The 26111-nt window shown below is 73.8% G+C and carries 23 protein-coding genes; 16 read left to right on the top strand and 7 right to left on the bottom strand.

Annotated features, from left to right (window positions below; translation table 11 throughout):
* Positions 1-49: 49 nt before the first annotated feature.
* On the bottom strand, positions 50-1117 hold the full coding sequence (locus tag ABZX75_RS06365) for an Rv2578c family radical SAM protein (RefSeq protein WP_355408426.1): 1068 nt from the start codon (positions 1115-1117) through the stop codon (positions 50-52).
* Positions 1118-1285: 168 nt separating this feature from the next.
* Between ABZX75_RS06365 and ABZX75_RS06360 the strand changes: the two genes are divergently transcribed.
* From ABZX75_RS06360 to ABZX75_RS06345, 4 genes are all read left to right on the top strand, one after another.
* Positions 1286-1729, top strand: coding sequence for an SRPBCC family protein (locus tag ABZX75_RS06360; RefSeq protein ID WP_355408424.1), 444 nt, complete (start codon positions 1286-1288; stop codon positions 1727-1729).
* A gap of 220 nt (positions 1730-1949) precedes the next feature.
* On the top strand, positions 1950-2783 hold the full coding sequence (locus ABZX75_RS06355; RefSeq protein WP_355408422.1) for a M55 family metallopeptidase: 834 nt from the start codon (positions 1950-1952) through the stop codon (positions 2781-2783).
* 13 nt (positions 2784-2796) lie between these two features.
* A complete protein-coding gene (locus ABZX75_RS06350; protein ID WP_355408420.1) occupies positions 2797-4176 on the top strand; it encodes a M20/M25/M40 family metallo-hydrolase in 1380 nt (459 codons plus the stop codon).
* 19 nt (positions 4177-4195) lie between these two features.
* On the top strand, positions 4196-6181 hold the full coding sequence (locus ABZX75_RS06345; RefSeq protein ID WP_355408418.1) for a prolyl oligopeptidase family serine peptidase: 1986 nt from the start codon (positions 4196-4198) through the stop codon (positions 6179-6181).
* Positions 6182-6185: 4 nt separating this feature from the next.
* On the opposite strand, the gene ABZX75_RS06340 is transcribed toward ABZX75_RS06345, so the two are convergent.
* Positions 6186-6908: a hypothetical protein gene (locus ABZX75_RS06340; RefSeq protein WP_355408417.1), complete on the bottom strand. Its 723-nt coding sequence runs from the start codon at positions 6906-6908 to the stop codon at positions 6186-6188.
* Between the two features lie 34 nt (positions 6909-6942).
* On the opposite strand from ABZX75_RS06340, the gene ABZX75_RS06335 reads away from it, so the two are divergent.
* Genes ABZX75_RS06335 through ABZX75_RS06325 form a run of 3 tightly spaced genes read left to right on the top strand, consistent with a single transcriptional unit; the run spans position 6943 to position 10458 of the window.
* Positions 6943-7521 carry a GNAT family protein gene (locus tag ABZX75_RS06335; protein WP_355408415.1) on the top strand — a complete coding sequence of 193 codons (579 nt, stop codon included), beginning with the start codon at positions 6943-6945 and terminating at the stop codon, positions 7519-7521.
* A gap of 4 nt (positions 7522-7525) precedes the next feature.
* Positions 7526-8431, top strand: a complete 906-nt coding sequence (locus tag ABZX75_RS06330; RefSeq protein WP_355408413.1) for an arginase family protein — start codon at positions 7526-7528, stop codon at positions 8429-8431.
* A 59-nt stretch (positions 8432-8490) separates the two neighbouring features.
* A complete protein-coding gene (locus ABZX75_RS06325; protein ID WP_355408412.1) occupies positions 8491-10458 on the top strand; it encodes a DUF5107 domain-containing protein in 1968 nt (655 codons plus the stop codon).
* Between the two features lie 73 nt (positions 10459-10531).
* Here the strand turns inward: ABZX75_RS06325 and ABZX75_RS06320 are convergent, their stop codons facing one another.
* Positions 10532-11347, bottom strand: a complete 816-nt coding sequence (locus tag ABZX75_RS06320; protein WP_355408410.1) for a methyltransferase domain-containing protein — start codon at positions 11345-11347, stop codon at positions 10532-10534.
* 199 nt (positions 11348-11546) lie between these two features.
* On the opposite strand from ABZX75_RS06320, the gene ABZX75_RS06315 reads away from it, so the two are divergent.
* The 3 genes from ABZX75_RS06315 to ABZX75_RS06305 all read left to right on the top strand — a co-directional run bounded on the left by ABZX75_RS06315 (position 11547) and on the right by ABZX75_RS06305 (position 14740).
* Positions 11547-12119: a TIGR03086 family metal-binding protein gene (locus ABZX75_RS06315; protein WP_355408408.1), complete on the top strand. Its 573-nt coding sequence runs from the start codon at positions 11547-11549 to the stop codon at positions 12117-12119.
* 120 nt (positions 12120-12239) lie between these two features.
* Positions 12240-13466 carry an aminotransferase class I/II-fold pyridoxal phosphate-dependent enzyme gene (locus ABZX75_RS06310; protein WP_355408406.1) on the top strand — a complete coding sequence of 409 codons (1227 nt, stop codon included), beginning with the start codon at positions 12240-12242 and terminating at the stop codon, positions 13464-13466.
* A gap of 95 nt (positions 13467-13561) precedes the next feature.
* A complete protein-coding gene (locus ABZX75_RS06305; RefSeq protein WP_355408404.1) occupies positions 13562-14740 on the top strand; it encodes an MBL fold metallo-hydrolase in 1179 nt (392 codons plus the stop codon).
* On the opposite strand, the gene ABZX75_RS06300 is transcribed toward ABZX75_RS06305, so the two are convergent.
* The 3 genes from ABZX75_RS06300 to ABZX75_RS06290 form a co-directional block, all read right to left on the bottom strand.
* Positions 14737-15195 (bottom strand): MarR family winged helix-turn-helix transcriptional regulator, encoded by a 459-nt coding sequence (locus ABZX75_RS06300; RefSeq protein ID WP_355408513.1) that lies wholly within the window; start codon positions 15193-15195, stop codon positions 14737-14739. The two genes, ABZX75_RS06305 and ABZX75_RS06300, sit on opposite strands and share 4 nt — an antisense overlap.
* A 72-nt stretch (positions 15196-15267) precedes the next feature.
* Positions 15268-15918, bottom strand: coding sequence for a DedA family protein (locus tag ABZX75_RS06295; RefSeq protein ID WP_355408402.1), 651 nt, complete (start codon positions 15916-15918; stop codon positions 15268-15270).
* Entirely contained in the window at positions 15915-16691 is a 777-nt protein-coding gene (locus ABZX75_RS06290; protein ID WP_355408400.1) for an MBL fold metallo-hydrolase, read from the bottom strand. The genes ABZX75_RS06295 and ABZX75_RS06290 overlap by 4 nt, the downstream gene beginning before the upstream one ends.
* 119 nt (positions 16692-16810) lie before the next feature.
* Between ABZX75_RS06290 and ABZX75_RS06285 the strand changes: the two genes are divergently transcribed.
* The 6 genes from ABZX75_RS06285 (at position 16811) to ABZX75_RS06260 (ending at position 24508) form a co-directional block, all read left to right on the top strand.
* Positions 16811-17215, top strand: coding sequence for a hypothetical protein (locus ABZX75_RS06285; RefSeq protein ID WP_355408398.1), 405 nt, complete (start codon positions 16811-16813; stop codon positions 17213-17215).
* 113 nt (positions 17216-17328) lie between these two features.
* Positions 17329-19578, top strand: coding sequence for a phage holin family protein (locus ABZX75_RS06280; protein WP_355408396.1), 2250 nt, complete (start codon positions 17329-17331; stop codon positions 19576-19578).
* Between the two features lie 75 nt (positions 19579-19653).
* The gene (locus ABZX75_RS06275; RefSeq protein WP_355408394.1) at positions 19654-21054 is read left to right on the top strand and encodes an amino acid permease; all 1401 of its coding nucleotides are present in this window, start codon (positions 19654-19656) and stop codon (positions 21052-21054) included.
* Positions 21055-21105: 51 nt separating this feature from the next.
* Entirely contained in the window at positions 21106-21546 is a 441-nt protein-coding gene (locus tag ABZX75_RS06270; RefSeq protein WP_355408392.1) for an SRPBCC family protein, read from the top strand.
* Between the two features lie 92 nt (positions 21547-21638).
* The gene (locus ABZX75_RS06265) at positions 21639-22700 is read left to right on the top strand and encodes a MoxR family ATPase (RefSeq protein ID WP_355408390.1); all 1062 of its coding nucleotides are present in this window, start codon (positions 21639-21641) and stop codon (positions 22698-22700) included.
* Positions 22697-24508 carry a hypothetical protein gene (locus tag ABZX75_RS06260; RefSeq protein ID WP_355408388.1) on the top strand — a complete coding sequence of 604 codons (1812 nt, stop codon included), beginning with the start codon at positions 22697-22699 and terminating at the stop codon, positions 24506-24508. The genes ABZX75_RS06265 and ABZX75_RS06260 overlap by 4 nt, the downstream gene beginning before the upstream one ends.
* 22 nt (positions 24509-24530) lie before the next feature.
* On the opposite strand, the gene ABZX75_RS06255 is transcribed toward ABZX75_RS06260, so the two are convergent.
* Complete coding sequence (locus ABZX75_RS06255; protein ID WP_355408386.1) at positions 24531-26102, bottom strand: RNA polymerase sigma factor; 1572 nt, start codon at positions 26100-26102, stop codon at positions 24531-24533.
* Positions 26103-26111: the final 9 nt, after the last annotated feature.

Below are 26111 nucleotides of genomic sequence, written 5' to 3'. Positions count from 1 at the left end.
GACCGCCTATTGGCCCGATGTGATGACCCGGCCGGGAGGCGTCCGGAGGTCAGAGGAGGGTGAGCTGGGTCGGCCCGGCGGGCGCGGGCCCGGCCGGCATGTCCCCGGGCCGTTCGGGAGTGACGATCCTGCGGGACGCCCCGCGCCGGCTCGGTCCGATGCCGAATTCGGCCGCCAGTTCGTGGACTTGGCGGGTGATCTGCCGCTGGTACCAGGTGGGCGCGTACGAGCCGCCCCCGTACATCCGCTCGTACCGCTCCACGAGGGGCGGGTGGTGCTCGCCCAGCCAGGACATGAACCACTCCCGCGCCCCGGGCCGCAGATGGAGTACCAGCGGTGTCACCGAGGTGGCGCCGGACTCGGCGATGGCGCGGACGGTGGCCCGCAGCTGCTCCGGCGCGTCCCCGAGGAAGGGGATCACCGGGGCCATCAGCACGCCGCACTCGATGCCGGCGTCGGTGAGGGTCCGTACGGCGTTCAGCCGGCCGGCGGGGGAGGGCGTGCCGGGCTCGACCGTCCGCCACAGGCCGGTGTCGGTGAAGCCGACGGATACGGATATGCCGACGTCGGTGACCTCGGCGGCCTCCTGGAGGAGCGGGAGGTCGCGCAGGATCAGCGTGCCCTTGGTGAGGATCGAGAAGGGGTTGGCGTGGTCGCGCAGGGTTTCGATGATCCCCGGCATCAGCCGGTAGCGGCCCTCGGCGCGCTGATAGCAGTCGACGTTGGTGCCCATGGCGATGTGCGCACCGGTCCAGCGCCGCGAGCCGAGTTCGCGGCGCAGCAGGTCGGGGGCGTTGGTCTTGACGACGATCTGCGAGTCGAAGCCGATGCCGGTGTCGAGGTCGAGGTAGCTGTGGGTCTTGCGGGCGAAGCAGTAGACACAGGCGTGGCTGCAGCCGCGGTAGGGGTTGACGGTCCATTCGAACGGCATGCGCGAGGCCCCCGGTACCCGGTTGACGATCGAGCGGGCCCGCACCTCGTGGAAGGTGATACCGCGGAACTCGGGGGTGTCGAAGGTCCGCGTGACGACGGCGTCGGCCCCGAAGAGCGCGACGGGCCCGGCGGCCCCGGCCGTCCCTTGTCCGGTGTCCCCGTCGGCCAGATTGTCCCAGCGCATGAGCGCCTCCCTCGGTAGCCCTCTCCCGAGAATAGAACAAATGTTCCCATGATCGTGCGGTCCTGCTTCCGGGCCGCCCGGGCCGCCCCGCGGGCCTGGATTTGGGCGGTCGCCCCGGAGGTGGTTGTCTTGCCGCGACGAGCGATCACAACTGCTGGAGGAACAGCTATGGCGCAGGTCGAGGCCACCACGGAGCGGATCATCGCGGCCGACGCGGAGACCGTGTTCGACGCGCTGGCGGACTACACCGGGACCCGGGGGCGGCTGCTGCCCGAGCACTTCAGCGAGTACGAGGTGCGCGAGGGCGGCGACGGCGAGGGGACCCTCGTCCACTGGAAGCTCCAGGCCACCAGCAAGCGGGTCCGCGACTGCCTGCTGGAGGTCACCGAGCCCACGGACGGGCAGCTGGTCGAGAAGGACCGCAACTCCTCCATGGTCACCACCTGGATCGTCACCCCGGCCGGCGAGGGCAAGTCCAAGGCCGTCGTCACCACCGTGTGGAACGGCGCCGGCGGTATCGGCGGCTTCTTCGAGCGCGCCTTCGCGCCCAAGGGCCTCGGCCGGATCTACGACACCGTGCTCGCCAATCTGGCCGCCGAAGTCGAGGGCTGAGCAAGCTCGTTGCCGGGCCAGTGGGACCCCCGAGCCGACTCACCGGTTCGGGTGGATTTCCCGGCGTGGCGGGCGCCGCCGGAAGCAGGGCGTGGCCCCGGGCCGTCGGCGGGGGCGGCGGTTAGGGTGGGGCTCGGCGTGTGCCGTCCGCACGCCTGCGCGACCGGCCGCGACCGACCGTGTCCAACCGACCGTGTGCAACCGACCGCCCGGGGGCCCGATGAAGATCCTCATCTCCGCCGACATGGAAGGCGCCACCGGCGTCACGTGGCCCGAAGACGTGACGCCCGGGGCCCCGCAGTGGGAACGCTGCCGGGCGCTGTTCACCTCCGACGTGAACGCCGCCGTCCTCGGCTTCTACGACGGCGGTGCCGAGCAGGTCCTCATCAACGAGGCCCACGCCACCATGCGCAACCTGCTGCTGGAGCGGCTCGACGCCCGCGCGGAGATGCTCACCGGCCGCCACAAGTCTCTCTCCATGGTCGAGGGCGTCCAGTACGGCGACGTCGACGGCATCGCCTTCGTCGGCTATCACACGGGAGCCGGCTCCGAAGGCGTCCTCGCCCACACCTACCTCGCGAACTCCATCACCGGCGTCTGGCTCAACGGGGTGCGCGCCAGCGAGGGCCTGCTCAACGCCCATGTCGTCGCCGAGTACGGGGTCCCGGTCGTCCTGGTCACCGGAGATGACCTGACCTGCGCCGATGCCGTCGGCTACGCCCCGGAGGCGGTGACCGTCGCCGTCAAGGACCACGTCTCGCGCTACGCCGCCGTGTGCCGCACGCCGACCCGTACGGCCGCCGACATCAGGGCGGCGGCCAAGGAGGCCACGGCCCTGGCGGTCCGCCGAGAACCGGTGAGCGGCGGCCCCTTCGCCGTGGAGCTGGAATTCGACGCCGAGCACCTGGCGATGGCCGCCACGGTGATCCCGGGGGTCGAGCGGTGCGGGGAGCGCAGGGTCGCGTACGCCAGCGGGACGATGTACGAGGGGATCCGGACGTTCAAGGCGGTCACGACGGTCGTGTCGGCGGCCGTGGAGGAGCAGTATGGCTAGCAGAATGGTTGACATGTCCGCAGTCAGCGCCGGCGCCGTGGCCACCGCCACCGTCCCGGCCACCGTCCCGGCCGACGCCGTGGACGAGGTAGCGCTCGAAGAGGCCGTCGAGTTCACCTCCGGCCTGATCCGGATCGACACCACGAACCGGGGCGGCGGCGACTGCCGTGAGCGCCCCGCCGCCGAGTACGTCGCCGAGCGGCTCGCCGCCATCGGCCTGGAGCCGGTCCTGCTGGAGCGCACTCCCGGCCGCACCAACGTGGTGGCCCGGATCGAGGGCACCGACCCCGGCGCCGACGCCCTGCTCGTCCACGGACATCTCGACGTCGTCCCGGCCGAGGCCGCCGACTGGAGCGTGCACCCCTTCTCCGGCGAGATCCGGGACGGCGTGGTCTGGGGCCGCGGGGCCGTCGACATGAAGAACATGGACGCGATGGTGCTGGCCGTCGTACGGGCCTGGGCGCGGGCGGGTGTCCGACCGCGCCGCGACATCGTGATCGCCTACACCGCGGACGAGGAGGACAGCGCGGTCGACGGCTCCGGCTTCCTCGCCGACCGCCACCCGCACCTCTTCGAGGGCTGCACGGAGGGCATCAGCGAATCCGGTGCCTTCACGGTACACACCCGCCCGGGTCAGGCCCTCTACCCGATCGCGGCCGGTGAACGCGGCACCGCCTGGCTGAAGTTGACCGCGCACGGCACCGCCGGGCACGGCTCCAAGCCGAACAAGGCCAACGCGGTCAGCCGGCTCGCCGCCGCCGTGGCGCGGATCGGCGAGTACCAGTGGCCGGTCCGGCTCACCGCCACCGTCACCGCCTGCATCACCGAACTCGCCGCGCTGAACGGCCTGTCGGTGGATCCGCGCCGTCCCGACTTCGACCTCGACGCGGTCCTCGCCCGGCTCGACCCGGCCTCCGCCCTCGTCGAGGCGACCGTGCGCAACAGCGCCAACCCGACCATGCTCAGCGCCGGTTACAAGCTCAACGTGATCCCCGGCCAGGCCACCGCGTTCGTGGACGGCCGCATGCTGCCGGGCGGCGAGGCCGAGTTCATCGCCACCCTGGACGCGCTCACGGGCCCGGACGTGCGGTGGGAGTTCCACCACCGCGAGGTGGCGCTCGAAGCCCCCGTGGACGGGCGGACGTACGGGATCCTGCGCGAGTCCGTCGAGCGGTTCGACCCCGACGGACACGTGGTGCCCTTCTGCATGGCGGGCGGCACCGACGCCAAGCAGTTCTCCCGCCTCGGCATCACGGGCTACGGCTTCTCCCCCCTGAAGCTCCCGCCCGGTTTCGACTACTGGTCCCTCTTCCACGGCGTGGACGAGCGGGTTCCCGTCGAGGCCCTGCACTTCGGGGTCCGTGTCCTCGACCACGCGTTGCGGACTCTGTGAAGTGTGAAGGGACCCTGTGATGGTGGCACCGACCCTGCCCTACGGAAGCTGGCCCTCACCCATCGACGCGGCGCTCGCCGCCTCGCTCGACGGACGGCCCGAGTACATCGCCGCGGTCGGCTCCGAGGTGTGGTGGACCGAGCCCCGGCCGCAGGAGGAGGGCCGCCGGACCCTCGTACGACGGACCGCGGACGGCGGACCGGCCACCGCGGCGCTGCCCGCACCGTGGAACGTGCGCAGCCGGTTCACCGAGTACGGCGGCCGGCCCTGGGACGGAGTCGAGCGGGCCGCCGGCGGACCCCTCCTGGTCTTCGTCCACTTCGCCGACCAACGGCTGTACGCCTACGAGCCCGACGCCCCCGGCGATGCCCCGCCGCGCCCCCTCACCCCCGTCTCCGCGGTCGGCGGCGGCCTGCGCTGGGCCGACCCCGTCCTGCGCGGCGGCGAAGTCTGGTGCGTGCTGGAGGAGTTCACCGGCCCGGCCCCCACCGACGTACGCCGGATGCTGGCCGCCGTACCGCTGGACGGGTCGGCGGCCGGTGACCGTGCCGCGGTACGGGAACTGACGGACGACCGGCACCGGTTCAGCACCGGGCCCCGGCTCTCCCCGGACGGGCGGCGCGCGGCCTGGCTGGTGTGGGACCACCCGCGCATGCCCTGGGACGGAACCGAGCTGAAACTGGCCGAGGTCACGCCCGGGGGCGGCCTCGCGCAGGCCCGTACCGTTCTCGGAGGCCCCGAGGAGGCCGTCGCCGAGGTGGAGTGGACGGCCGGCGGGGACCTCCTCGCGGTGAGCGACCGCGGCGGGTGGTGGAACCCGTACCGCGTGGATCCGGAGACCGGTGAGGCGGTCAACCTGTGCCCGCGCGAAGAGGAGTTCGGCGGCCCGCTGTGGAAGCCGGGTCTGCGCTGGCTAGCCCCGCTCCCCGACGGGCCGGTCGCGGTCCTGCACGGCCAGGGCACTTCGGTGCTCGGCATCCTGGACCCGGAGAGCGGCGACCTGGTGGACGCCGCCGGGCCCTGGACGGCCTGGCAGCCGACGCTCGCCGTGAGCGGCACGCGGGTCTACGGAGTCGCCGCCAGCCCGCGCAGCGCGTACGAGGTCGTCGAGCTGGACACCGCCACCGGACACGCCCGCGCGGTCGGCGCGCGGGCCGTCGACCGGGTGGACCCGGCCTCCTACCCGGAGCCGCAGACCCGGACCTTCCTCGGCCCGGACGACCGGGAGATCCACGCGCACGTCTACCCGCCGCACCACCCGGCCTGCCGGGCTCCCGCCGACGAACTGCCCCCGTACGTGGTGTGGGCGCACGGCGGCCCCACCGATCACGTGCCGCCCGTACTGGACCTGCACATCGCCTACTTCACCTCGCGCGGCATCGGCGTGGCCGAGGTGAACTACGGCGGCTCCTCCGGCTACGGCCGCGCCTACCGGGAGCGGCTGCGCGAGCAGTGGGGCGTGGTCGACGTCGAGGACTGCGCGGCGGTGGCCCGGGCACTCGCCGCCGAGGGCACCGCCGACCCGGCCCGGCTCGCCATCCGCGGCGCCAGCGCGGGCGGCTGGACGGCGGCGGCCTCGCTGGCCGCCACCGATCTGTACGCCTGCGCCGCGATCATCTACCCGGTGCTGGACCTGGTCGGCTTCGCCGAGGAGACCCACGACCTGGAGTCCCGCTACGTCGACGGCCTGGCCGGGCCGCCGCAGACCCTCGCGGTGCGCGCCCGTGAGCGCTCCCCGGTGGCCCGCGCCGACCGGATCGCCGCACCCTTCATCCTGCTCCAGGGGCTGGACGACCCGGTCTGCCCGCCGGCCCAGGCCGAACGTTTCCTGACCGCCATGCGGGGACGGCCGGTGCCGCACGCGTACGTGACCTTCGCGGGCGAGGGCCACGGCTTCCGGCGCGCCGACACCATGATCCGGGCGCTGGAGGCGGAACTGTCGCTGTACACCCAGGTGTTCGGGATCGAGCGGACCGATGTTCCCCGGCTGGAGCTGCGGGCCTGACGGGTCAGGCGGTGCGCAGCCAGACGCGGAGCGGGCCGATCGGGGTGAAGCCGGCGCGGACGGCGGCGTCCAGGTCGTCGCCGGACTCGTAGCCCACGACGGGCAGCTCCGGCCAGCGGGCGGCGATCCCGGCCAGGGCGCCGGCCCACGCCGTGTCGATACCGGCGTCATCACGGGCGAACAGGTTGGAGAGGCCGACGACGTCGCCGGTGCGGTGGGCGACGGCCCCGGCGACGATCCGGCCGTCGGCGCGGCCCGCGAGGAAGGCGGTGTCCTCGCCCAGCAGGGCCGGGCGGAACAGGCCGGTGCTCTCCTCGCCGTCCCAGGCGGCCTCCCACGCCTCCAGCTCCCCGGCGGTGGCGACCTCGGACCAGTCCAGGCGCGAGCCGCCGCCCCCGCCGACGGCTCCGGCCGGGCGGTGGATCCACCGGGCCTCGAACAGCACCTCGAAGCCCGCCGCGGCCAGATCGAGCACGGCGAAGCTGTCCTTGACCGAGCAACCGCCGGCGGAGCCGGTATCGATCCCCGCCAGCAGCGCGGCCGCCGAGGCGTCACCCGTGAGCGTCACCGCGTCGGGGTACAGCGGCGGGGTCCGGCGGGAGCTGGTCCACGCGTCACGCGTGAACGCGCCCGCCGGTCCGTGACCGCGGCAGACCGCGTCGCACCACTCGGCGTTGTTGCGCGCCGCCGCGAGCAGGAGTTCCCGGGTGTCGTCGAAGATGATCACACCGGGGATCCTGCCACACCCCTAGCCTGGGCGGATGACCTTTTCCACGTACGTCCGGGAAGGGGCGCGGGTGGGCCTGCGGCCCTTCCGGATCGCCGACGGAGCCGAATTCACCGCACGCGCGCGCGAAAGCCGCGGTCTGCACCGCCCCTGGCTGTTCCCGCCCCGCACCGTCGAGGAGTACGAGTCCTACGCGAAGCCGCTGACCGAGGGCGGCGGCCGGGCCGGGTTCCTCGTCTGCGAGCGGGAGACCGGGGCCATCGCCGGCTTCGTCAACATCAACAACATCGTGCGCGGAGCCTTCCAGTGCGGAGCCCTCGGCTACGGCGCCTTCGCGCACGCCGCCGGACGCGGGATGATGCGCGAGGCACTCGGCCTGGTCCTCGCGCACGCCTTCGCCCCGGCCCCGGAGGGCGGCTTGGGGCTGCACCGGCTGGAGGCCAACATCCAGCCCGGCAACACCGCCTCCATCGCGCTCGTGCGCGGCGCGGGATTCCGGCTGGAGGGGCTCTCGCCGGACTTCCTCTACGTCGACGGGGCCTGGCGCGACCACGAACGCTGGGCCGTGACCGCCGAAATGCCGGGCCCCCGGGGCGCGCATCGCCCAGGATGAAGCCATGCGATCCCTCGTGCTCCTCGACGCCCCGTCCAACCTCGGCCTGCGTCCGCCCGCGCCCGGCACCGTACCCGGCGTCTACAAACTGGCCGGGGCCCTGCGCGAACAGGGGCTGCTGAGCCGGCTCGGCGCACGCGAGGGCGGGGTGGTGATCCCGCCGCGCTACGACCGCGGTGACTGGAAGGAGGGCGACGGGGTGTTCCACGCCGACGCCCTCGCCGCGTACACCGTCGCGCTCGCCAACCGCATCGAACGGCACCTGCGGGCCGGGGAGTTCCCCGTCGTGCTCGGCGGTGACTGCTCGATCCAGCTCGGCGCCGCCCTCGCCATGCGTCGGCTCGGGCGGTACGGACTCGTCGCGATCGACGGCTCCGCCGACTTCCGCCACGCCGGGAACGAGGCGGTGAACGGGCCCGTCGGCGCCGCCGCCGGTGAGGAACTGGCCCTGGCGACCGGGCGCGGCCAGGCCGTCCTCACCGACCTGGAAGGCCTGGAGCCCTACCTCCGGGACGAGGACGTACGGCTCTTCGGGCTGCGGGACGCGGACGGGGACCTCACGGAACTGCGCGCGGCCGGGATCTTCACGGCCACCGTCGGCGAGATCCGCGCGCGCGGCGCCGGACCGGTGGCGCGCGCGGCCCTGGAGGGCATGTACCCGCCGGCCACCTCCGGCTTCTGGGTCCACCTGGACGCGGACGTGCTGGACCCGAGCGTCATGCCGGCCGTGGACAGCCCCGACCCCGGCGGCCTGGCCCCCGATGAACTGGCCGCGCTGCTCACGGTGTTGGTGCGCTCCCCGCGCTGCGTCGGTCTCAACGTCACCGTCTACGACCCGGACCTGGACCCGGACGCGCGTGCGGGCGCACTGCTCGCGGACCTCGTGGTGGGGGCCTTCACCTCATCCTGACCGGTGGTGATCCGCGGAACCCCTGTGCAGAGGCGGCCGCGGCGTGTTCCATTTCCCTCATGGCCACCACCGTCCGACGCGCCGTCCTGACCCTCCCCGCGGCCCCGACCGGCCCCGAGAACCCCCTGCCCGCCCTGCGCGCGCCCCGCGACGTGCACGCGCTGGACGAGCGGACGCGCGAGGGGCTGCCGCGCGACATGGCCCGGCAGATCGGATACGAGCCGCTGCGCTCGTTGCTGCCCGTCCGGATCCGCGACGGCTACCGAAGGGAGCGCTCCGAGCGGGAGTTCGATTCGATCGTCATCGAGAACGCCCACCTGCGCGTCACCGTCCTGCCCGGCCTGGGCGGGCGCGTCCACTCGATCACGCACCTGCCGACCGGCCGTGAACTGCTCTACCGCAACCCGGTGTTCCAGCCCGCCAACTTCGCGCTCAACGGCGCCTGGTTCTCCGGCGGCATCGAGTGGAACATCGGTGCCACCGGCCACACCACCCTGTCCTGCGCCCCGTTGCACGCCGCCCTCGTCCCGGCCCCCGACGGCGGTGTGATGGTGCGGCTGTGGGAGTGGGAGCGGCTGCGCGACCTGCCGTTCCAGGTGGACCTGTGGCTGCCGCCGGACTCGGAGTTCCTGTACGTCGGGGTCCGGGTGCGCAATCCGCACGAGCGCCCCGCGCCCGTGTACTGGTGGTCCAACATCGCCGTCCCCGAGGACGCGGGCACGCGGGTGCTCGCCCCCGCCGACGAGGCCTGGCACTTCGGGTACGAGCACGCGCTGCGGCGCATCCCCGTACCGCGGTGGGAGGGCGCCGACCGGACGTACCCGCTGCGCAGCGAGTACCCGGCCGACTTCTTCTACGAGGTCCAGGACGGGGCCCGGCCCTGGATCGCCTCGCTGGACGCCGCGGGGCAGGGGCTCGTACAGACCTCCACCGGCTTGCTGCGCGGGCGCAAGCTCTTCGTCTGGGGTGCGGGCGGGGGCGGCCGGCGCTGGCAGGAGTGGCTGACCGAGCCCGGTACGGGCGGCTACGCCGAGATCCAGGCCGGACTGGCCCGCACCCAGCTGGAGCACGTACGGCTGGAGGGCGGCGCCGAGTTCAGCTGGCTGGAGGCGTACGGGCCGCTGTCCGCGGACCCCTCGGCCGTACACGGGGCCGACTGGGCGCAGGCCCGCGGCGCGGCGCAGGGCGCGCTGGAAACCGTACTGCCCCGCGAGCGGGTGGACGAGGCCTACGAGGCGTGGCGCGGGTGCGCCGACGCCGAACCGGGGGAGCGGCTGGCCCAGGGCTCGGGGTGGGGCGCGCTGGAGGTGCTGCGCGGGGGCTTCGAGCTGCCGGGCACCCCCTTCGAGGAGTCCGCACTCGGCGAGGAGCAGGCCCCGTGGCTGGAGCTGTGGCGCACGGGCGTCTTCCCCGCCCCGCAGCGCGTGGCGCCACCCGGGCCCAGCCTGGTCGCCAGGCACTGGCGGGACATGCTGGAGACGGCCCCGGCGGATCCGCTGACCGAGTACCACCTCGGCGTGGCCCAGTGGCACGCCGGAGACGTGGCCCAGGCGGTACGGAGCTGGGAGCGCGGGCTGGCGCTCGCCCCTTCGCGGTGGCCGCTGCTGCGGTGCCTCGCGGTGGCGGACGCCCTGGCGGGCGATCCGGCGCGGGCGGCCGACGGGTACGCGGAGGCGTTCGAGGACCTGGCCGGGGAGAGCGGGGGCGGGGCGGCGTGGACGGCAGCGGAGTCGGCGCTGGGCCGGGAGGCGCTGACGGCGCTGCTGGCCGCGGGGCGGCTGCCGCAGGCGCGGGCCGTCTGGGACCGGTTGCGGCCCGCGCTGCGCGAGCACGGCCGCTTCCGGCTGCTCGCCGCGAAGCTGCTGGCGGCGGAGGGGCATGTGGCCGCGGCGCGGCGGGTCTTCGAGGACGGCTTCGAGATCCCGGACCTCCGGGAGGGCGAGGAGACCCTGAACGAGGGGTGGGCCGCCCTCACCGGTCAGCCGCTGCCGCCGCGGTACGACTTCCGCATGCGGCCGTCGGTCTAGCGGGGCGGTGCGGCGCCGCCCCGGCGGCGGCCGTCGCGCCGGGTTCCCCGGCCGAGGCCACACCCGGCAAGGGTCACACCCGGCAGAGGATCTCGCCGTGCGGGACCGAGAACCAGGCGTCCGGGTGCGCGCCCCAGGCGCGCCAGGCCTCGGCGAGGGCGGCCAGTTCCGAAGGGGTCGCGTGGCCGCCCCCGGTGGCGATGGAGGCGTAGGCGGACGCCGTCGTACGGTCCGCCCACAGGGCCGACCACCAGGCGGTCTCCTCCGCGGTGGCGTAGCACCAGGCCGTCGCCGAACACGCCACGCGGGTGAAGCCCGCCTCGCGCGCCCAGGCCCGCAGCCGGCGGCCCGCATCGGGTTCGCCGCCGTTGGCGCGGGCCACCCGGCGGTACAGTCTCAGCCACTCCTCCAGGCCCGGCGCGGCCGGATACCAGGCCATCGCCGCGTAGTCCGCGTCCCGTGCGGCCACGATCCCGCCCGGCCGGCACACCCGCCGCATCTCGCGCAGCGCCCGTACCGGGTCGCCGACGTGCTGGAGCACCTGGTGGGCGTGGACCACGTCGAAGGAGCCGTCCGGGAAGTCCAGCGCGTGGACGTCCGCCACCGCGTATTCCACCTGGCTCAGACCGCGCTCCGCCGTGTACGCGCGGGCCTGGGCCACGATGTCCGCGGAGGCGTCGACGGCGGTGACCCGGCCGCCCGGCGCGACCAGTTCCGCCAGGTCGGCGGTGATCGTGCCCGGGCCGCACCCCACGTCCAGGACGGACATCCCCGGCCGGAGCTCGCCGATCAGGTACGCGGCCGAGTTCGCGGCGGTGCGCCAGCGGTGCGAGCGCAGGACCGACTCGTGGTGCCCGTGGGTGTAGACGGCCGTCTCTTTCGCGTTCATGGGGGTGATCCTCCTCGTCGAAGCCGTGTGAACACCGTAGGGGGTCAGACCGCCATATGAGACTGACGTTTTGACATGTGGACACCACCCTTGGGTTCAAAGGGGATTGGGCCGGACGGTGGCAGGGCAGACCAGGTGCGAGGAGAGTTGGCCCCAGGGGGATCCGAGGGGACCTCCCACGCAGAGGACGGTGAGAGCGATGCCGGACACGCTGCTCGAACGGCACGCCGAGGCGCTGCGGCTCTTCGGTGAGCGGGTGCGCGCCGTCGCGGACACCCAATGGGACGCGCCGACCCCGTGCACCGAGTGGAGCGTGCGGGACGTGGTCAACCACGTCACCGCCGAACACCTCTGGATCCCGCCGCTCGTCACCGACGGCCGCACGGTCCAGGAGATCGGCGACGCGTTCTCGGGCGATGTGCTCGGTGCGGACCCGGTCGCCGCGTGGGACCGGGCCGCGGCCGCCGCGCGGGCGGCCTTCGCCGCGCCCGGCGCGCTGGACCGGACCGTCCGGCTCTCGTACGGGCCCGCGCTCGGGTCGGCGTACTGCTCGGAGCTGACGGCCGACTGCGTCGTGCACACCTGGGACCTGTCCCGGGGTATCGGTGCCGACGACCGGCTGCCCGACGGCCTCGTCGAGTTCTCCCTCAAGGAGGTCATGCCGTACGCCGGTGAACTCGCGGCCAGCGGACAGTACGCCGAGCCGCTGGACGTGCCGGCCGGGGCGAACGCGCAGACCCGGCTGCTCGCGCTGCTGGGCCGGCGGGGCTGACCGGTGTACGCCTCCCACCGCGGTCCGACAACAGGCGTACCCGCATAAATAATCGTATAAAGGGCAGGGTTGGCGGAGCAGAACTGAACCGAACGGAACGAGCGCGGAAGGCAGGAACCGGTGGCGGGGACGCAGCGCACGGCGGCGGAGGACCACGGCCCGGTCCGGTACGGCCCACCGGCGCCCCAGCCCGGCCTGCCCGTGCTGCCCGAACTCCTCTCCGTCCTCGCCGCGGCCGCAGGGCGGGCCGCCCCGGAGCCCGTAGGCGGCGGCGAGCCCGTACGGGAGGCCGCGTGCCGGCACTGGGCCCGGCGCGGGCTCGCCACCGGCCCCGAGGACGTGGCCGCCGGGCCGGGAGCCCCCGCGCTGCTGCTCGCCCTGCTCGGCGCGTACGGGGGCGACGTCATGCTGCCGCGGCCTTGTCCCGCATGGTGGACCCCGCAGGTCCGGCTGCTGGGACGGCGGGCCTATCACGTGCCGACCCCGGCCGAGTGCGGTGGCGTACCCGACCCGTACGCCCTGCTGGAGACCGTACGGCGGGTGCGCGCCGAGGGCGGTGACCCGCGCGTGCTGCTGCTGTCGGTCGCCGACGACCCCACCGCGACCGTGCCACCGCCCGAGCTCCTGCGCGAGGCCTGCGAAGCCGCTGAAGCCTGCGGGCTGTTCGTCGTCAGCGACGAGACCTGGCGCGACACCGTGCACCGGCCGCACGACACGCTCGTCCTGAGCCCCGCCGAGATGCTCCCCGACCAGGCCGCCGTCCTCGTCGACCTGTCCGGGGCCCTGCTGCCCGCGGGCTGGCCCGCCGCCGTGGTCCGCTTCCCCGGCACCCCGCGCGGAACCTGGCTGCGCGCCCGCACCCTCGACGTCCTCACCGCCACCGGCGCCCTGGTCGCCGGTCCCGTCGCCGGGGCCGCCGCACACGCCCTCGACGAACCCGAAGCCGTCGCCGGCCGCGCTCGGGCGGCCGCCGCACTGCACGGTGCGGTGGCCGCCGCCGCACACCGGGAACTGCTCTCCGCCGGGGCGCTGGCCCGCCCCCCGCAGGCCGGCCGGCACCTGTACGCCGACCTCGGCCCGCTGCGTGCCGGGCTCGCCCGGCACGGGGTCGGTGACGCCATGGAGCTGGAGGACTGGCTGGGCGGGCGGCTGGGCGCGCCCACGCCCGGCGGACAGCGGTTCGCGGACGAACTGGGCGCACTGCGGGTGAGGCTGTCGACGTGGCCGCTGCTCGGGGCCACCCCGGAGGAAGGGCTGGCCGCCCTCACCGCCCGCGACCCCCTCCGGCTCCCGCACGTACGGAGCGCCCTGGACCTCCTCGGATCGGTACTCGCCGAGCTGGCCTGAACCGCTGAACCGCCTCTCCTCACCGCCTCTCCTCACCGCCCCTGGCCCCCGGCCCCCGACTCCCTGAATCGACGCAGGTGAACGGAGACTCCTCCATGAGGGATCAGACGGACGCCCCCGCCCCCGCCGCCACCCCCGTCCGGGCCTCCGCCCCCGCCGCCGCGTCCCCCGCCTCCGCCGCGCCCGCTAGCGCCCCCGCCTCCCCGGCGCCCGTACGGCCCCCAGCCGCCCAGGGACACCCGGTCCCGACGGCACCACCCCCGTCCCCGGCCGCCCCCCGCCCGCTGGGTGAAGTCCGCCGCTGGCCCCGGTCCTTCGCGGACCGGCTGACCACCCCGCTGCCCGGCGTCCGCGCCTTCGCCCGGCTCGCCCGCGAGGGTGCCTTCCGGCCCGGGTCCGAGGGGCTGCGCGGTATCCCCGACCTGCCGTTCGAGCCGGCCCCGCTGCCCGCCGCCGCTCCCGGTACCGTCTGCGCCACCTGGGCCGGGCACGCCAGCTGGGTGCTCCGGATCGGCGGACTCACCGTACTGACCGACCCCGTCTGGTCCCGGCGGATCCTCGGCACCCCGGCCCGTATGACGCCCGTCGGGGTGCGCTGGCAGGATCTGCCGCCGGTGGACGCGGTGGTCATCAGCCACAACCACTACGACCACCTCGACGCACCCACGCTCCGGCGGCTGCCCCGGCAGACGGCGCTCTTCGTCCCGGCCGGCCTCGCCCGCTGGTGCCGCCGCCGCGGCTTCACCCGGGTCACCGAGCTCGACTGGTGGGAGTCCGCCGAACTGGGCGGCGTACGCTTCGATTTCGTCCCCGCCCACCACTGGTCGAAGCGGTCCCTGATCGACACCTGCCGCACCCTGTGGGGCGGCTGGGTCCTCACCGACACCGGGAGCCCGGACCCGAAGAAGATCTACTTCGCGGGCGACACCGGCTACGGCCACTGGTTCGGCGAGATCGGCCGCCGCCACCCGGGCATCGACCTCGCCCTCCTGCCGATCGGGGCCTACGCCCCGCGCTGGTGGCTCAGCGACGTCCACGCGGACCCGGAAGAGGCCGTCCAGGCCTGCCTCGACCTCGGCGCGCACCGGATGGCCCCCATGCACTGGGCCACCTTCGTCCTGTCCGCGGAACCGGTCATGGAGCCCCTCCACCGCGTACGGGCGGCCTGGTCCCGCGCCGGACTGCCCCGCGAGGCCCTCTGGGACCTCCCCATCGGCGCCTCGCGCGTCCTCGACCCCTCACCAGCGGACCCCTCCCCGGCGGACCCTCCCTAGTGGTGCCAGGCCCGGCCGCCCGTGTTGTGGATGAACCGCTGGAGGACCTTGAGGGTGGTCAGGTACTCCTCGTCCGAGATGCCCGCATGGCGCTCGGCCCACAACTCCTTCTGCAGGGCGGCGGCCTCCTCGTAGAACTCCCTGCCCTCCGCCGTCAGCTCAAGGCGCCCGCCGGTGTCCTGCGTGATCCATCCCCGGGCGATGGTCGTGTCGATCTCCTCGTCCAGCGTCTCCCCGCCCACGGCGAGATAGCCCCGCAGGGTTTCCGACACCTCGCCGCGGGTCTTGGCCTCCACCGCCAGGGCGACCTGGGCGAGGACCCACCACTGCGGCTGCGTGGTGCCCATCCGGGCGAGCTCGCCGCGCGTGCGGTTGACGACCGAGTCGTAGGCGGCCCAGCTCCAGTAGCCGATGGGCTGGTGGATCAATTCGGCGTCGCTGTGCGAGTACTCCATGGCGGTTCCGCTCCGTTCGCTGCTCACGATCTCCGACGGGCAAGAGCCTAGAATCCGAACCGCACTTGAGGTCTAGTCCCTTCGCCAGTCCCTTCGTGCCGCCGGGCGCACGCGGCGCCACACCGCCGGGGCGCCGCTGATCAGGAGCGTCAGGCCGACCGCGAGGGCCACGCCCTTCCAGGGCTCCCGGAAGAGCGAGCCGCCCAGGATGCCGATCAGGCCGTACGCCGCCGCCCAGGCGAGGCAGGCCGGGACGGCGCCGCGGGCGAAGCGGCGCAAGGGGAGCTGCGCCAGCAGGCAGGCCAGCATCACCGGGATCCGCCCCGCCGGGATCAGCCGGGAGACCACCAGCACCACCACCCCGTGCTGGTCCAGCCTGGTCCGCGCCTGCTCCAGCCGTTCCGGAGTCGCCCGGCCGCGCAGCCGCTCCAGCCAGCGGGAGCCGTTGCGCGAACGCACCCCGCGCCGGCCGAGCCAGTACAGCGCGATGTCCCCGGTGAACGCCGCCAGCGCGGACACCCCGAACACCAGCAACACCCCGAAGGGAAGCGACTGGTGGTGGAACGCCACCACCGCCGCCGAACTCACCAGCGCCCCCGTCGGGATCACCGGCACCAGCGCGCCCAGCGCCACCAGCACGAACAACGCCGGGTAGCCCACCACCTGCTGGGCGGTCTCCGGCGGCACCTGACCGGCCGCCGCCGCGACGTCGCGCCACGTCACGGCAGCCGCACCCGCTCGCCGTGCCCCGGCACCCGTACCGTCACCTTCGGAGCGAGCCGTCGCGCGCAGCGCACGAACTCATCGCCCGGCGCGTGGAATTCGTGCGGCCGCACCGCGTCCATCCCGATCGGCCAGTAGGTCCCGTAGTGCACCGGGACCGCCGCCGCGGGTGCCAGCTCGGCCAGCGCGCGCGCCGCCCGCCCCGCGTCCAGATGCCCCGGGCCGAGACAAGGCCCCCAGCCGCCCACCGGCAACACCGCCACGTCCACCGGTCCGACCTCCTCGGCCATCGCGTCGAACAGCCCGGTGTCCCCGGCGAAGTAGGTCCGGGCGGCGCCCTGGACGACGTATCCGAGCGCCGGCGCGAGGTGCGGCCCGAGGGGAAGCCGGCGCCCGTCGTGCCGCGCGCTGACCGCCCGTACCCGTACGCCGGCCCGTACGGCCACCTCGTCACCCGGCGCGACCTCCGTCACCGGCAGCCCTCGCGTCCCGGCCACTCTGGCCAGCCCGGGCACCGCCCGGAGCGCTCCGCGCGGCACCAGCAGCCGGGTACCGGGCCCGAGCCGGGCCAGCGACGGCAGATGCAGGTGGTCGGCGTGCAGATGGGACACCAGGACCACGTCCGCCACCGCCGCCTCGGGCGGGGGCACCGCCCCGCGCCGCCGCCGCAGATGCGCGAGCCGCCGCGCGAACAGCGGGTCCGTCAGCAGCCGCACCCCGGAGTCCTCGATCGTGCACGTGGCATGGCCCCACCAGGTGATGTCCACCGGCACCCGGCCTCCCTCCCTCGCACGGCACGCCTCTTTCACGAGCTTAGGGGGTGCCTTGCCGGTCAGGCCGGATCAGGCAGCCCTCTCCTCCCCGGCGGCGGATCGGAGTAGGGTCGGGCGGCATGGATGAGCTGCGCGTGGCCGCGATCGCCAGCCTGGCCCCGCTCGAAGACCTGGACGCCGACCCCTTCGCCGTGGACACCCGGAGCCAGCAGACCATGTGCGCGCGCTGGGCGGCCGACCGGGGCTACGTGGTGACGAGGCAACTGCTCTTCTACGGGCTGCGCGCCGACCACCGCGGCCTCTGGTCGGACATCGAGGCCGGGCAGGTCGACCTGTTCGTCGCCGCCAACGACCGGGTGCTGGCCCGTGCACTGTGCTCCGTCGAGGAGTTCACCGCGGAGTGCGAGCGGCGCGGCGTACGGCTGGAGACGGCCGGACTCGACGAGCCGCGGTACACCTCCGCGATGAAGGCCGAGGTGCACCGCAGGCTCTCGATGCCGACGGCCGGCTACGACGGCACCTGACACCGGCGCGTCCCGTGCGCCCGTGCGCCACCCGTGTCGCCCGGCCGGGGGTGCGGCCGCTGTGCGAGCCTGGGAAGCGGGACGGGGGCACGCGGGCGGTCGCGGGCCGGGACATGAGGCGGTGCGGCGTGTTGGGAGGACGGTGGCGGACCGCGGGCAGCGCCCTGGTACGGGTGGTCCTCGTATGGGCGGTGTCCACGCTCACGATGCTCGCCCTGGCCGGCGTCCTGCCGGACTTCCGGCTCCAGGCCGGCGACGGCAGTGGCAACGGCGGTCACGGCGGTGGCGACGGCGGTGGCGACAGCCTCACGCAGATCGGGCTGACCGCCGCCTGGGGTGCCGGAGCCTTCGGACTGCTGAGCGCGCTGGTCTGGCCGGTGCTGGTACGGGCACTGCTGCTGGTGCCCGCCCTGGTGCTCGGGCTGCTCGTCTTCTTCCTCAACGGCTCGCTGCTGCTGATAGCGCTCAGCCTGATCCCCGCCGGCCGGGGTGAGGCGGCCCCCGAGACCGCCGTGGTGGTGGCAGCCGTCATGTCCGCCGTGGCGTCGGCGACCTCCACCGCGCTCGCCGTGCGCGACGACGAGGCGTACCGGCGGCGGCTCTACCGGCTCGCCGACCGGCGCCGACGCCGCGGGCGCCCTGCGGGCGCGCCCCGCGCCGGCGGGGCCGCGCCCGGGCTGGTCTTCCTCCAGCTCGACGGGGTCGGGTACGAGGTGCTGAGGCATGCGGCGGGAAGCGGCCTCATGCCGACCGTGGCCGACTGGCTGGACGCCGGCCACCGCATCGCGTCCTGGCGTACGGACTGGTCCAGCCAGACCGGCGCCAGCCAGCTCGGGATCCTGCACGGCACCAACTTCGACGTCCCCGCCTTCCGCTGGTACGAGAAGGACTCCGGCGAGGTGGTGGTCTGCAACCGGCCCACCAGCGCCGCCGAACTCCAGCGGCGCGCCGTCGAGCGCACCGGGGACGGCGGGCTGCTCAGCCTGGACGGCGCCAGCCGGGGCAACCTGTTCAGCGGCGGCGCCGGCCAACTGGCGCTGGTGCTCTCGGTTTCGGCCCGCCGGGGCCGGGCGAACCGATCCCGCGCCGGGTACTTCGCGTACTTCTCCGATCCGGCCAACGCCGTCCGTACCGCCGTGTCGTTCGTCGCCGAGGTGGGCCGGGAGATCGGCCAGTCGCTGCGGGCGCGGACGCGCGGGGAGCGGCCCCGGGTGGCGCGCGGCGGGCTGTACCCGCTGATCCGGGCCTTCGCGACCGTGGTCGAACGCGACGTGGTCGTGGCGGCCGTGATCGGCGACATGCTGGCGGGCCGCGCCGCGGTCTATGCCGACCTGGTCGCCTACGACGAGGTCGCGCACCACTCGGGCCCGCACGGCCGGGACACCGACCAGGTACTGGCCCGCCTCGACCGGAGCCTCGCCCTGATCGCCCGGGTCGCCGAGCACGCGCCGCGGGAGTACCGGATCGTGCTGCTCTCGGACCACGGCCAGAGCCCGGGGGAGACCTTCCTGAGCCGGTACGGGCTCACCCTGAAGGACCTGGTCCGCGCGGGCTGCGGACTGCCGGTCTCGCGGCGGGCCCGGGGCACGCCGAGCGGTGCCGAGGCCCGGGCGGCCGTCCTCGCGGCCCTGCACCGACCGGTGGAGGAGGGCGAGGAGGCACACCCGCGGCGCGGCTCCGACCCGGTGGTACTGGCTTCGGGCAACCTCGGGCTGATCTCCTTCCCGGACGTCCGCGGCCGGGCTTCGCGGGAGCGGATCGAGCGCGCGCACCCTGCCTTGCTGCCGACGCTGGCGAACCACCCGGGGGTCGGCTTCGTGCTGGTGGACGGGGTGGTACTGGGCCCGGACGGGGCGGCGGCGCGCCTGGACGTCCCGGGCGAGGCGGAGGAGCTGCTCGCCGCCTTCGGCCCGGGCGCGGCCGAGGCCGTCCGCCGCACGGACTCCTTCCCGCACGTGGCCGACATCATGGTGAACTCGGCGTACGACCCCGAGACGGGGGCGGTGCACGCCTTCGAGGAGCAGATCGGCTCGCACGGCGGCCTTGGCGGAGAGCAGGGGGTCGCGTTCCTGATGTGGCCGACGGAGCTGTCGGACCCCGGGGCCGCCGAGCTGGTGGGCGCGGAGGCGGTGCACCGCGTGCTGCGGGGGTGGCTGCGGGAGGTGGACGGACCCCAGGTGCCGGTGGGCCTGCGGCCGGCTCTGCGCTCCCGTGCCCCGCATCCCGGCCCGGGTCCGGCCTCCGGCTCGGGACCCCGCCCGGATCCGGGGCCTCCGAGGGCGGCGGCGAATTCTCCGTTGGAGGAGGCCGAAGACGGAATCTTTCCTTCCGTAGGGGGCTCCGTACGGGATGAAATTCGCTGATTAGGTGCGTCCTTGGTGGTGGCCGACCATATGTCGACCTGCCCACCATGTGAGACATCCAGAGGCGCACCACCGATGACCAGCACCGCAATCCCGGCCACAGCCCCACAGCCCGAGGTGGGCGCGGCCCCCGGAACTCCAGCGGTCGCCGAGCCGGGCGGTCCGCACGCACGCCGCTTCGGCCTCCCGATCGCCACCTGCCTGGTCATGGGCAACATCATCGGCGGCGGAATCTTCCTCCTCCCCGCCTCGGTGGCACCCTTCGGCACCATCAGCCTGGTCGCCTTCGCCGTGCTCACCCTCGGTGCGATCGCCCTCGCCCTCGTCTTCGGGCGCCTCGCCGAACGGCACCCGCGGACCGGCGGCCCCTACGTCTACGCCCGCGCGGCCTTCGGCGACTTCGCCGGCTTCCTCGCGGCCTGGAGCTACTGGATCACCACCTGGGTCTCGAACGCGGCCCTCGCGGTGGCGGCGGTCGGCTACCTCTCCGTGCTCTTCCCCGCCGTCGGCGAGCACAAGTGGTCCATGTGCCTGGGCGCCCTCACCGTGCAGTGGCTCCCGGCGCTCGCCAACCTGGCCGGCACCCGGTACGTCGGCGCCGTCCAACTGGTCGCCACGGTACTGAAGTTCGCCCCGCTGCTCCTGGTGGCGGTGGGCGGGCTCTTCTTCTTCGACCCGGACAACCTCGGCCCCTTCCAGGCCACCGGCCAGAGCGCGGTCGGCGCCGTCTCCGCCTCCGCCGCGATCCTCCTCTTCAGCTACCTGGGCGTCGAGTCCGCGGCCGTCAGCGCCGGCGAGGTCCGCCACCCGGCCCGCAACGTCGGCCGGGCCACGATCCTGGGCACGCTCGGCGCGGCCACCGTCTACCTGCTCGGCACCGTCGCCGTCTTCGGCCTGGTCGCCCACGACCGGCTCGTCTCCTCCCAGGCCCCCTTCACGGACGCCGTCAACGCCATGTTCGGCGGCACCTGGGGCGGCACGGTCGTCGCCTGCGCCGCCGTGATCTCGATGGTCGGCGCCCTCAACGGCTGGACCCTGCTCAGCGCGCAGACGCCATACGCCGCCGCCAAGGACGGGCTCTTCCCGAAGGTGTTCGAGACGAAGAAGCGCGGCGTCCCCGTGGCCGGCGTGGTCGTCACCGTCGTCCTGGCCTCGGCGCTGACCGTCTACAACTACACGGCCGGCCCGGAGGGCGTCTTCGAGATCCTGGTCCTGGTCACCACCTTCACGGCGACCGTCCCCTACCTGCTCTCCGCCGCCGCGCAGATGTACTTCCTGCTCTCGGGCCGGGCCGAGCGCGTCCACCGTGGCCGCCTGGCCCGCGACGCCGCCCTCGCCTCCCTGGCCTTCGCCTTCTCGATGTGGCTGGTGGCCGGCTCGGGGTACGCCGCCGTCTACCAGGGCGTGCTGTTCCTCTTCGCGGGCGTGCTCGTGTACGCGGTCATGTCGGCACGGAGGAAGCACGCCGCCGCCTGACCCGTGGGACGATATGTGTGTAACACCGCTAGGGGGCAGTAAAGGGGCGAAATGTCTGCGATCAAGGAAAGCATCGACATTTCCCGCAGTCCCGCAGAGGTCTACGCGTACGTGACGGACCCCCTGCACCTGCCGCAGTGGCAGGAAAGCGCCGTAGCGGCCGTCCCGTTGGACGACGGACCCCTCGCCGTGGGATCGAGGATCGCCGTGACCCGCCGGATCGGCAAGCGGCAGTTCCCCATGACCATGGAGGTCACCGAACTGGACCCGCCCAGAAGCTGGCACATGCACGGGATCGACGGACCGGTCCGGGGCGACGTCCGGGGAACCATCGAACCGCTCGAAGGCGGCACCCGGTCGAGGCTGACCCTGGCCCTGGACTTCGAGAGCCACGGCATCGGCAAGGTGCTCGTGCCGTTCGTGGTGAAGCCGTCCGCACGCAAGGAGATGCCGCAGAACGAGGAGAAGCTCAAGCAACTGCTCGAAGCCTGAGCGCGGCGGCCCGGAAAACCGGGTGCCCCGGGATGCGCGGTGTGTCCAGACTGGGCGCACCACGCATCCCGACCTAAGGACATCCTCCGCTCGTGCAGGCCGCCGCCACCGTCACCCCCGCCCAGATCCCCGAACTGCTCCTCGGCCTCGCCACCGTGCGGCCCGTGTTCCTCTGGGGGGCTCCCGGCATCGGCAAGTCCTCGCTCGTGCGGAAGTTCGCCGACTCGCTGGGCCTGGAGTGCGTCAGCCTGCTCGGGACGCAGCTGGCTCCCGAGGACCTGATCGGCGTACCGCAGATCCGGGACGGCCGGTCCGTCTTCTGCCCGCCCGAGGCCATCGCGCGCGACGAGCCGTACTGCCTCTTCCTCGACGAGCTCAACGCCGCCACTCCGGACGTCCAGAAGGCCTTCTACTCGCTGATCCTCGACCGCCGGATCGGCTCCTACGAGCTCCCCGCCGGCTCCATCGTCATCGGCGCGGGCAACCGCGCCACCGACAACGCGCTGGCCCGTCCCATCTCCTCGGCGCTCGTCAACCGCCTGACCCATGTGCATCTCCAGGCGTCCGCACAGGACTGGCTGGTGTGGGCCGGTGAGAACGGCATCCACCCCTGGATCACCGACTACCTCACCGACCGCCCCGACCACCTCTGGTCGCAGCCGCCCAAGACGGAGGAGCCGTTCTCCACCCCCCGCTCCTGGCACATGCTCTCCGACGCCCTGCACTCCTTCGGGGCCGGGCTGGACGAGCAGACCCTGAAGGTGGTCGCGCACGGCACCCTCACGCCCGCGCACGCCGTCTCCTTCTGCGGCTACGCCAAGATCGTCCGCCACACCTTCGGCATCGAGGCGATCATGAAGGGCGACGCGAGCTGGCCGCGCCGACCGGAGGACCGGGACCTGCTCTACTACCTCGCCGAGGCCTTCCGGGGGCGCCTGATCAAGGAACTGCCCACCGACAAGGCCCATGCCTCCCCGAGCCTGCGCGAGACCGCCTACCGCGCCAAGTCCCTGCTCGTCCAGCTCGCCGAGATCTCCGTCGAGGTCGCCCAGACCGTCATCTCCGACGACGCCGACGGCCTGCCGGTCCTGCCCGGCTGGTTCCTGATCGAGGCCGCCCGCGACATGCCGCGCCTGGTCGAGGCCCGCCGGTGAGCGCGGGGCGCTCCCGCGGCAAGGACACCCGCCCCGACCCGGCCGCCCAGGCCTTCGCCGAGGGGCTCGCCCTGGTCAAGCGGAACCCCGCCTTCGCCGCGGTCGAGGCCGACATCTGCCGCCAGGCCAGGTGCCCGGCGACCCCCGCCGGGGGACTGGTCGCCGTGAACTCCAACGGCACCGTCCACGTCCACCCCACCAAGCGCGCCGAGCCCGAGGAGTGGGCCTGGTCGATCGCCCACGCCCTGCTCCACCTCGGCTTCGGCCACGTCCCGGCCACCAAGGAGGAGGACCGCCCGCAGCCCGACCGCTTCGACCTCGCCGCCCGCTGCGCCGTGGTCAACCGCTTCCTGCTGACCTTCCCGGCCGGGCGGGCCCCGGACCACCTCCCCGCCGAGTACCCCGGCGGCGACGAGGAGCTGCTGGCCGCCCGCTGGCGGCGCGACGGCATCCCCGCGGCATACGAACGCTGCGGGACGGCCGGCGACCACCCCGACCAGGTCCTCGTCACCTGGAGGCGCTGGAACACCACCGCCCCCGACTGGGAGACCGCCTTCGCGCACGCGCTGACCCGCAGCGTCTCCGCCGCCATGGACGTGGCCGGCGGCCGCCGCGACCGGGTCACGGGAGAGCGCCTGCGCCAGCACCCGTGGGACCGCGCGCTGAACTGGTTCATCTCCTCGTACCCCCTGCTCGGCGGCCTCGCGAGCGGCCTGCGCATCGTCGCCGACGCCGAGCTGGCCCGCGCTCAGGGCATCGCCATCGCCGCCGTCAGCGCGAGCGCCGGTGAGATCTACATCAACCCGCTGCGCACCTTCAACGACGGGGAATGGCGGTTCATCCTCGCCCACGAGATGCTGCACGCCGCCCTGCGCCACGGCGAGCGCCGCGGTGCCCGCGATCCGTACCTGCACAATGTGGCCGCCGACTACGTGGTCAACGGCTGGCTGCTGGAGATGGGCGTCGGCGAGATGCCCGAGGGGCTGCTCCACGACCCGGCCCTGAAGGGCCTCTCCGTCGAGGAGGTCTACGACCGCGTCACCACCGACCTGCGCCGCATGCGCCGGCTCGCCACCCTGCGCGGCAAAGGGACAGGAGACATCCTGGGCGAGGCACTGCCGCACGCGGGCAGCTGCCCGTACACGGACCTGGACGACTTCTACCGTCGCGGCCTGGTCCAGGGCTTTGACCTGCACACGTACGGCGAGCGCGGCCTGCTGCCCGCCGGGCTCATCCAGGAGATCCGGGCACTGGCCCACCCGCCGGTGCCCTGGGACGCCCGGCTGGCCCGCTGGTTCGACGAGTACGTGCCGCGGCCGGTGGCCGTACGGTCCTACGCGCGCCCGGCACGCCGCCAGGCCTCCACCCCGCACATCCCGCGCGCGGGCCGCTACTTCCCGCCCGAGGAGAGCGCCCGCTGCACCTTCGGGGTGGTGCTCGACACTTCGGGGTCGATGAACGCCGCCCTGCTCGGCAAGGCGCTGGGCGCGATCGCCTCGTACGCGGGGGCCCGCGACGTACCGGCGGCACGCGTCGTGTTCTGCGACGCGGCGCCTCACGACGCGGGCTATCTTCCGCCCACCGAGATCGCGGGCCGGGTCCGGGTGCGCGGGCGGGGCGGGACCGTGCTGCAGCCGGGCATCGACCTGCTGCAGCGGGCGGAGGACTTCCCGCCCGGGGCCCCGGTGCTGGTGATCACGGACGGGTGGTGCGACACCCTGCGGATCCGGCGCGAGCACGCCTATCTGGTTCCGCAGGGCGCCTCCCTGCCGTTCACACCCCGGGGGCCGGTCTTCCGACTGGCCTGAGGGCCCGGCCGGCCCGGCCGGCTCAGTCGAGGTAGTCGCGCAGCACCTGCGAACGCGAAGGGTGACGCAGCTTCGACATGGTCTTGGACTCGATCTGGCGGATGCGCTCACGGGTGACCCCGTAGACGCGGCCGATCTCGTCGAGGGTCTTCGGCTGGCCGTCGTTGAGGCCGTAACGCATGGAGACCACGCCCGCCTCACGCTCGGAGAGCGTGCCCAGGATCGACTGGAGCTGCTCCTGCAGGAAGGTGAAGGAGACCGCGTCCGCGGGCACGACCGCCTCGGAGTCCTCGATGAGGTCACCGAACTCACTGTCGCCCTCCTCACCCAGCGGGGTGTGCAGGGAGATCGGCTCGCGGCCGTACTTCTGGACCTCGATGACCTTCTCCGGGGTCATGTCGAGCTCCTTGCCCAGCTCCTCCGGAGTGGGCTCCCGGCCGAGGTCCTGGAGCATCTGGCGCTGCACCCGGGCGAGCTTGTTGATGATCTCGACCATGTGGACGGGGATGCGGATGGTGCGCGACTGGTCGGCCATGGCGCGGGTGATCGCCTGCCGGATCCACCAGGTCGCGTACGTGGAGAACTTGAAGCCCTTGGTGTAGTCGAACTTCTCCACGGCGCGGATCAGGCCGACGTTGCCCTCCTGGATCAGGTCCAGGAAGAGCATGCCGCGGCCGGTGTAGCGCTTGGCGAGGGAGACCACGAGGCGGAGGTTGGCCTCCAGCAGGTGGTTCTTCGCGCGGCGGCCGTCCTCGACCAGGATCTCCAGCTCGCGCTTGAAGGCGGGCTTGTGGTCCTCCTCCTCTTCGAGCTTGTACTCCGAGAACAGGCCCGCCTCGATGCGCTTGGCGAGCTCGACCTCCTGCTCGGCGTTGAGGAGGGGCACCTTGCCGATCAGCTTGAGGTAGTCCTTGACGGGGTCGGCGGTGGCACCGGCCACCATCACCGTCTGCGCCGGGGCGTCGTCCTCGTCGTCGTCGGACAGGACGAAGCCCTGGCTCCCGCCGACCTTGGGAGCCTCTTCCTCGGCGTCGTCCGCGAGGTCCTCGGCGGCCCAGTCCTCGCCGACCTTGGGGGCCTCTTCCTCGTCGGCGTCCTTGGTCTTCTTCGCCGCGGCCGTCTTCTTCACGGCGGTCTTCTTCACAGCGGTCTTCTTGACCGCCCGCTTCTTGGGCGCGGCGTCCTCCGCCACGTCCTGCGCGGCGACGCCGGCGTCTGCCGATATCGCCGCCGCGACGGGGGCGGGGGCGGGGACGGCCGCGGTCTTGCGCGCGCCGATGGGGCGCGGCGCGGCGACCGCCTTCTTGGCGACGGTGCGGGCCGGTGCGGCAGCGGCCTTGCGGGGCTTCTTGGCGGCGACCTTGGTGGCAGGGGCCGCGCTGACATGGAGGGCGACACCCTCCTCGTCCAGGACCTGGTTCAGGCTGCGCAGGACCCGCTTCCACTGGTCCACCGGGATGCGGCCGGCCTCGAAAGCCTGGCGCACGTCGTCACCGTTGATGTGACCCTGCTCGCGGCCGCGCTCGACGAGCGCGACAAGGGCCTCGGATTCGGCGATCTCCGGAGGGAACGTACGGGACGGGCTGAGCGACACAAGGAGCCT

The sequence above is a fragment of the Streptomyces sp. NPDC003038 genome, from assembly GCF_040611115.1.
Classification (GTDB): domain Bacteria; phylum Actinomycetota; class Actinomycetes; order Streptomycetales; family Streptomycetaceae; genus Streptomyces.
Note: the sequence above shows the minus strand (reverse complement) of the source record. Positions and strands in the feature narration are given on the sequence as shown.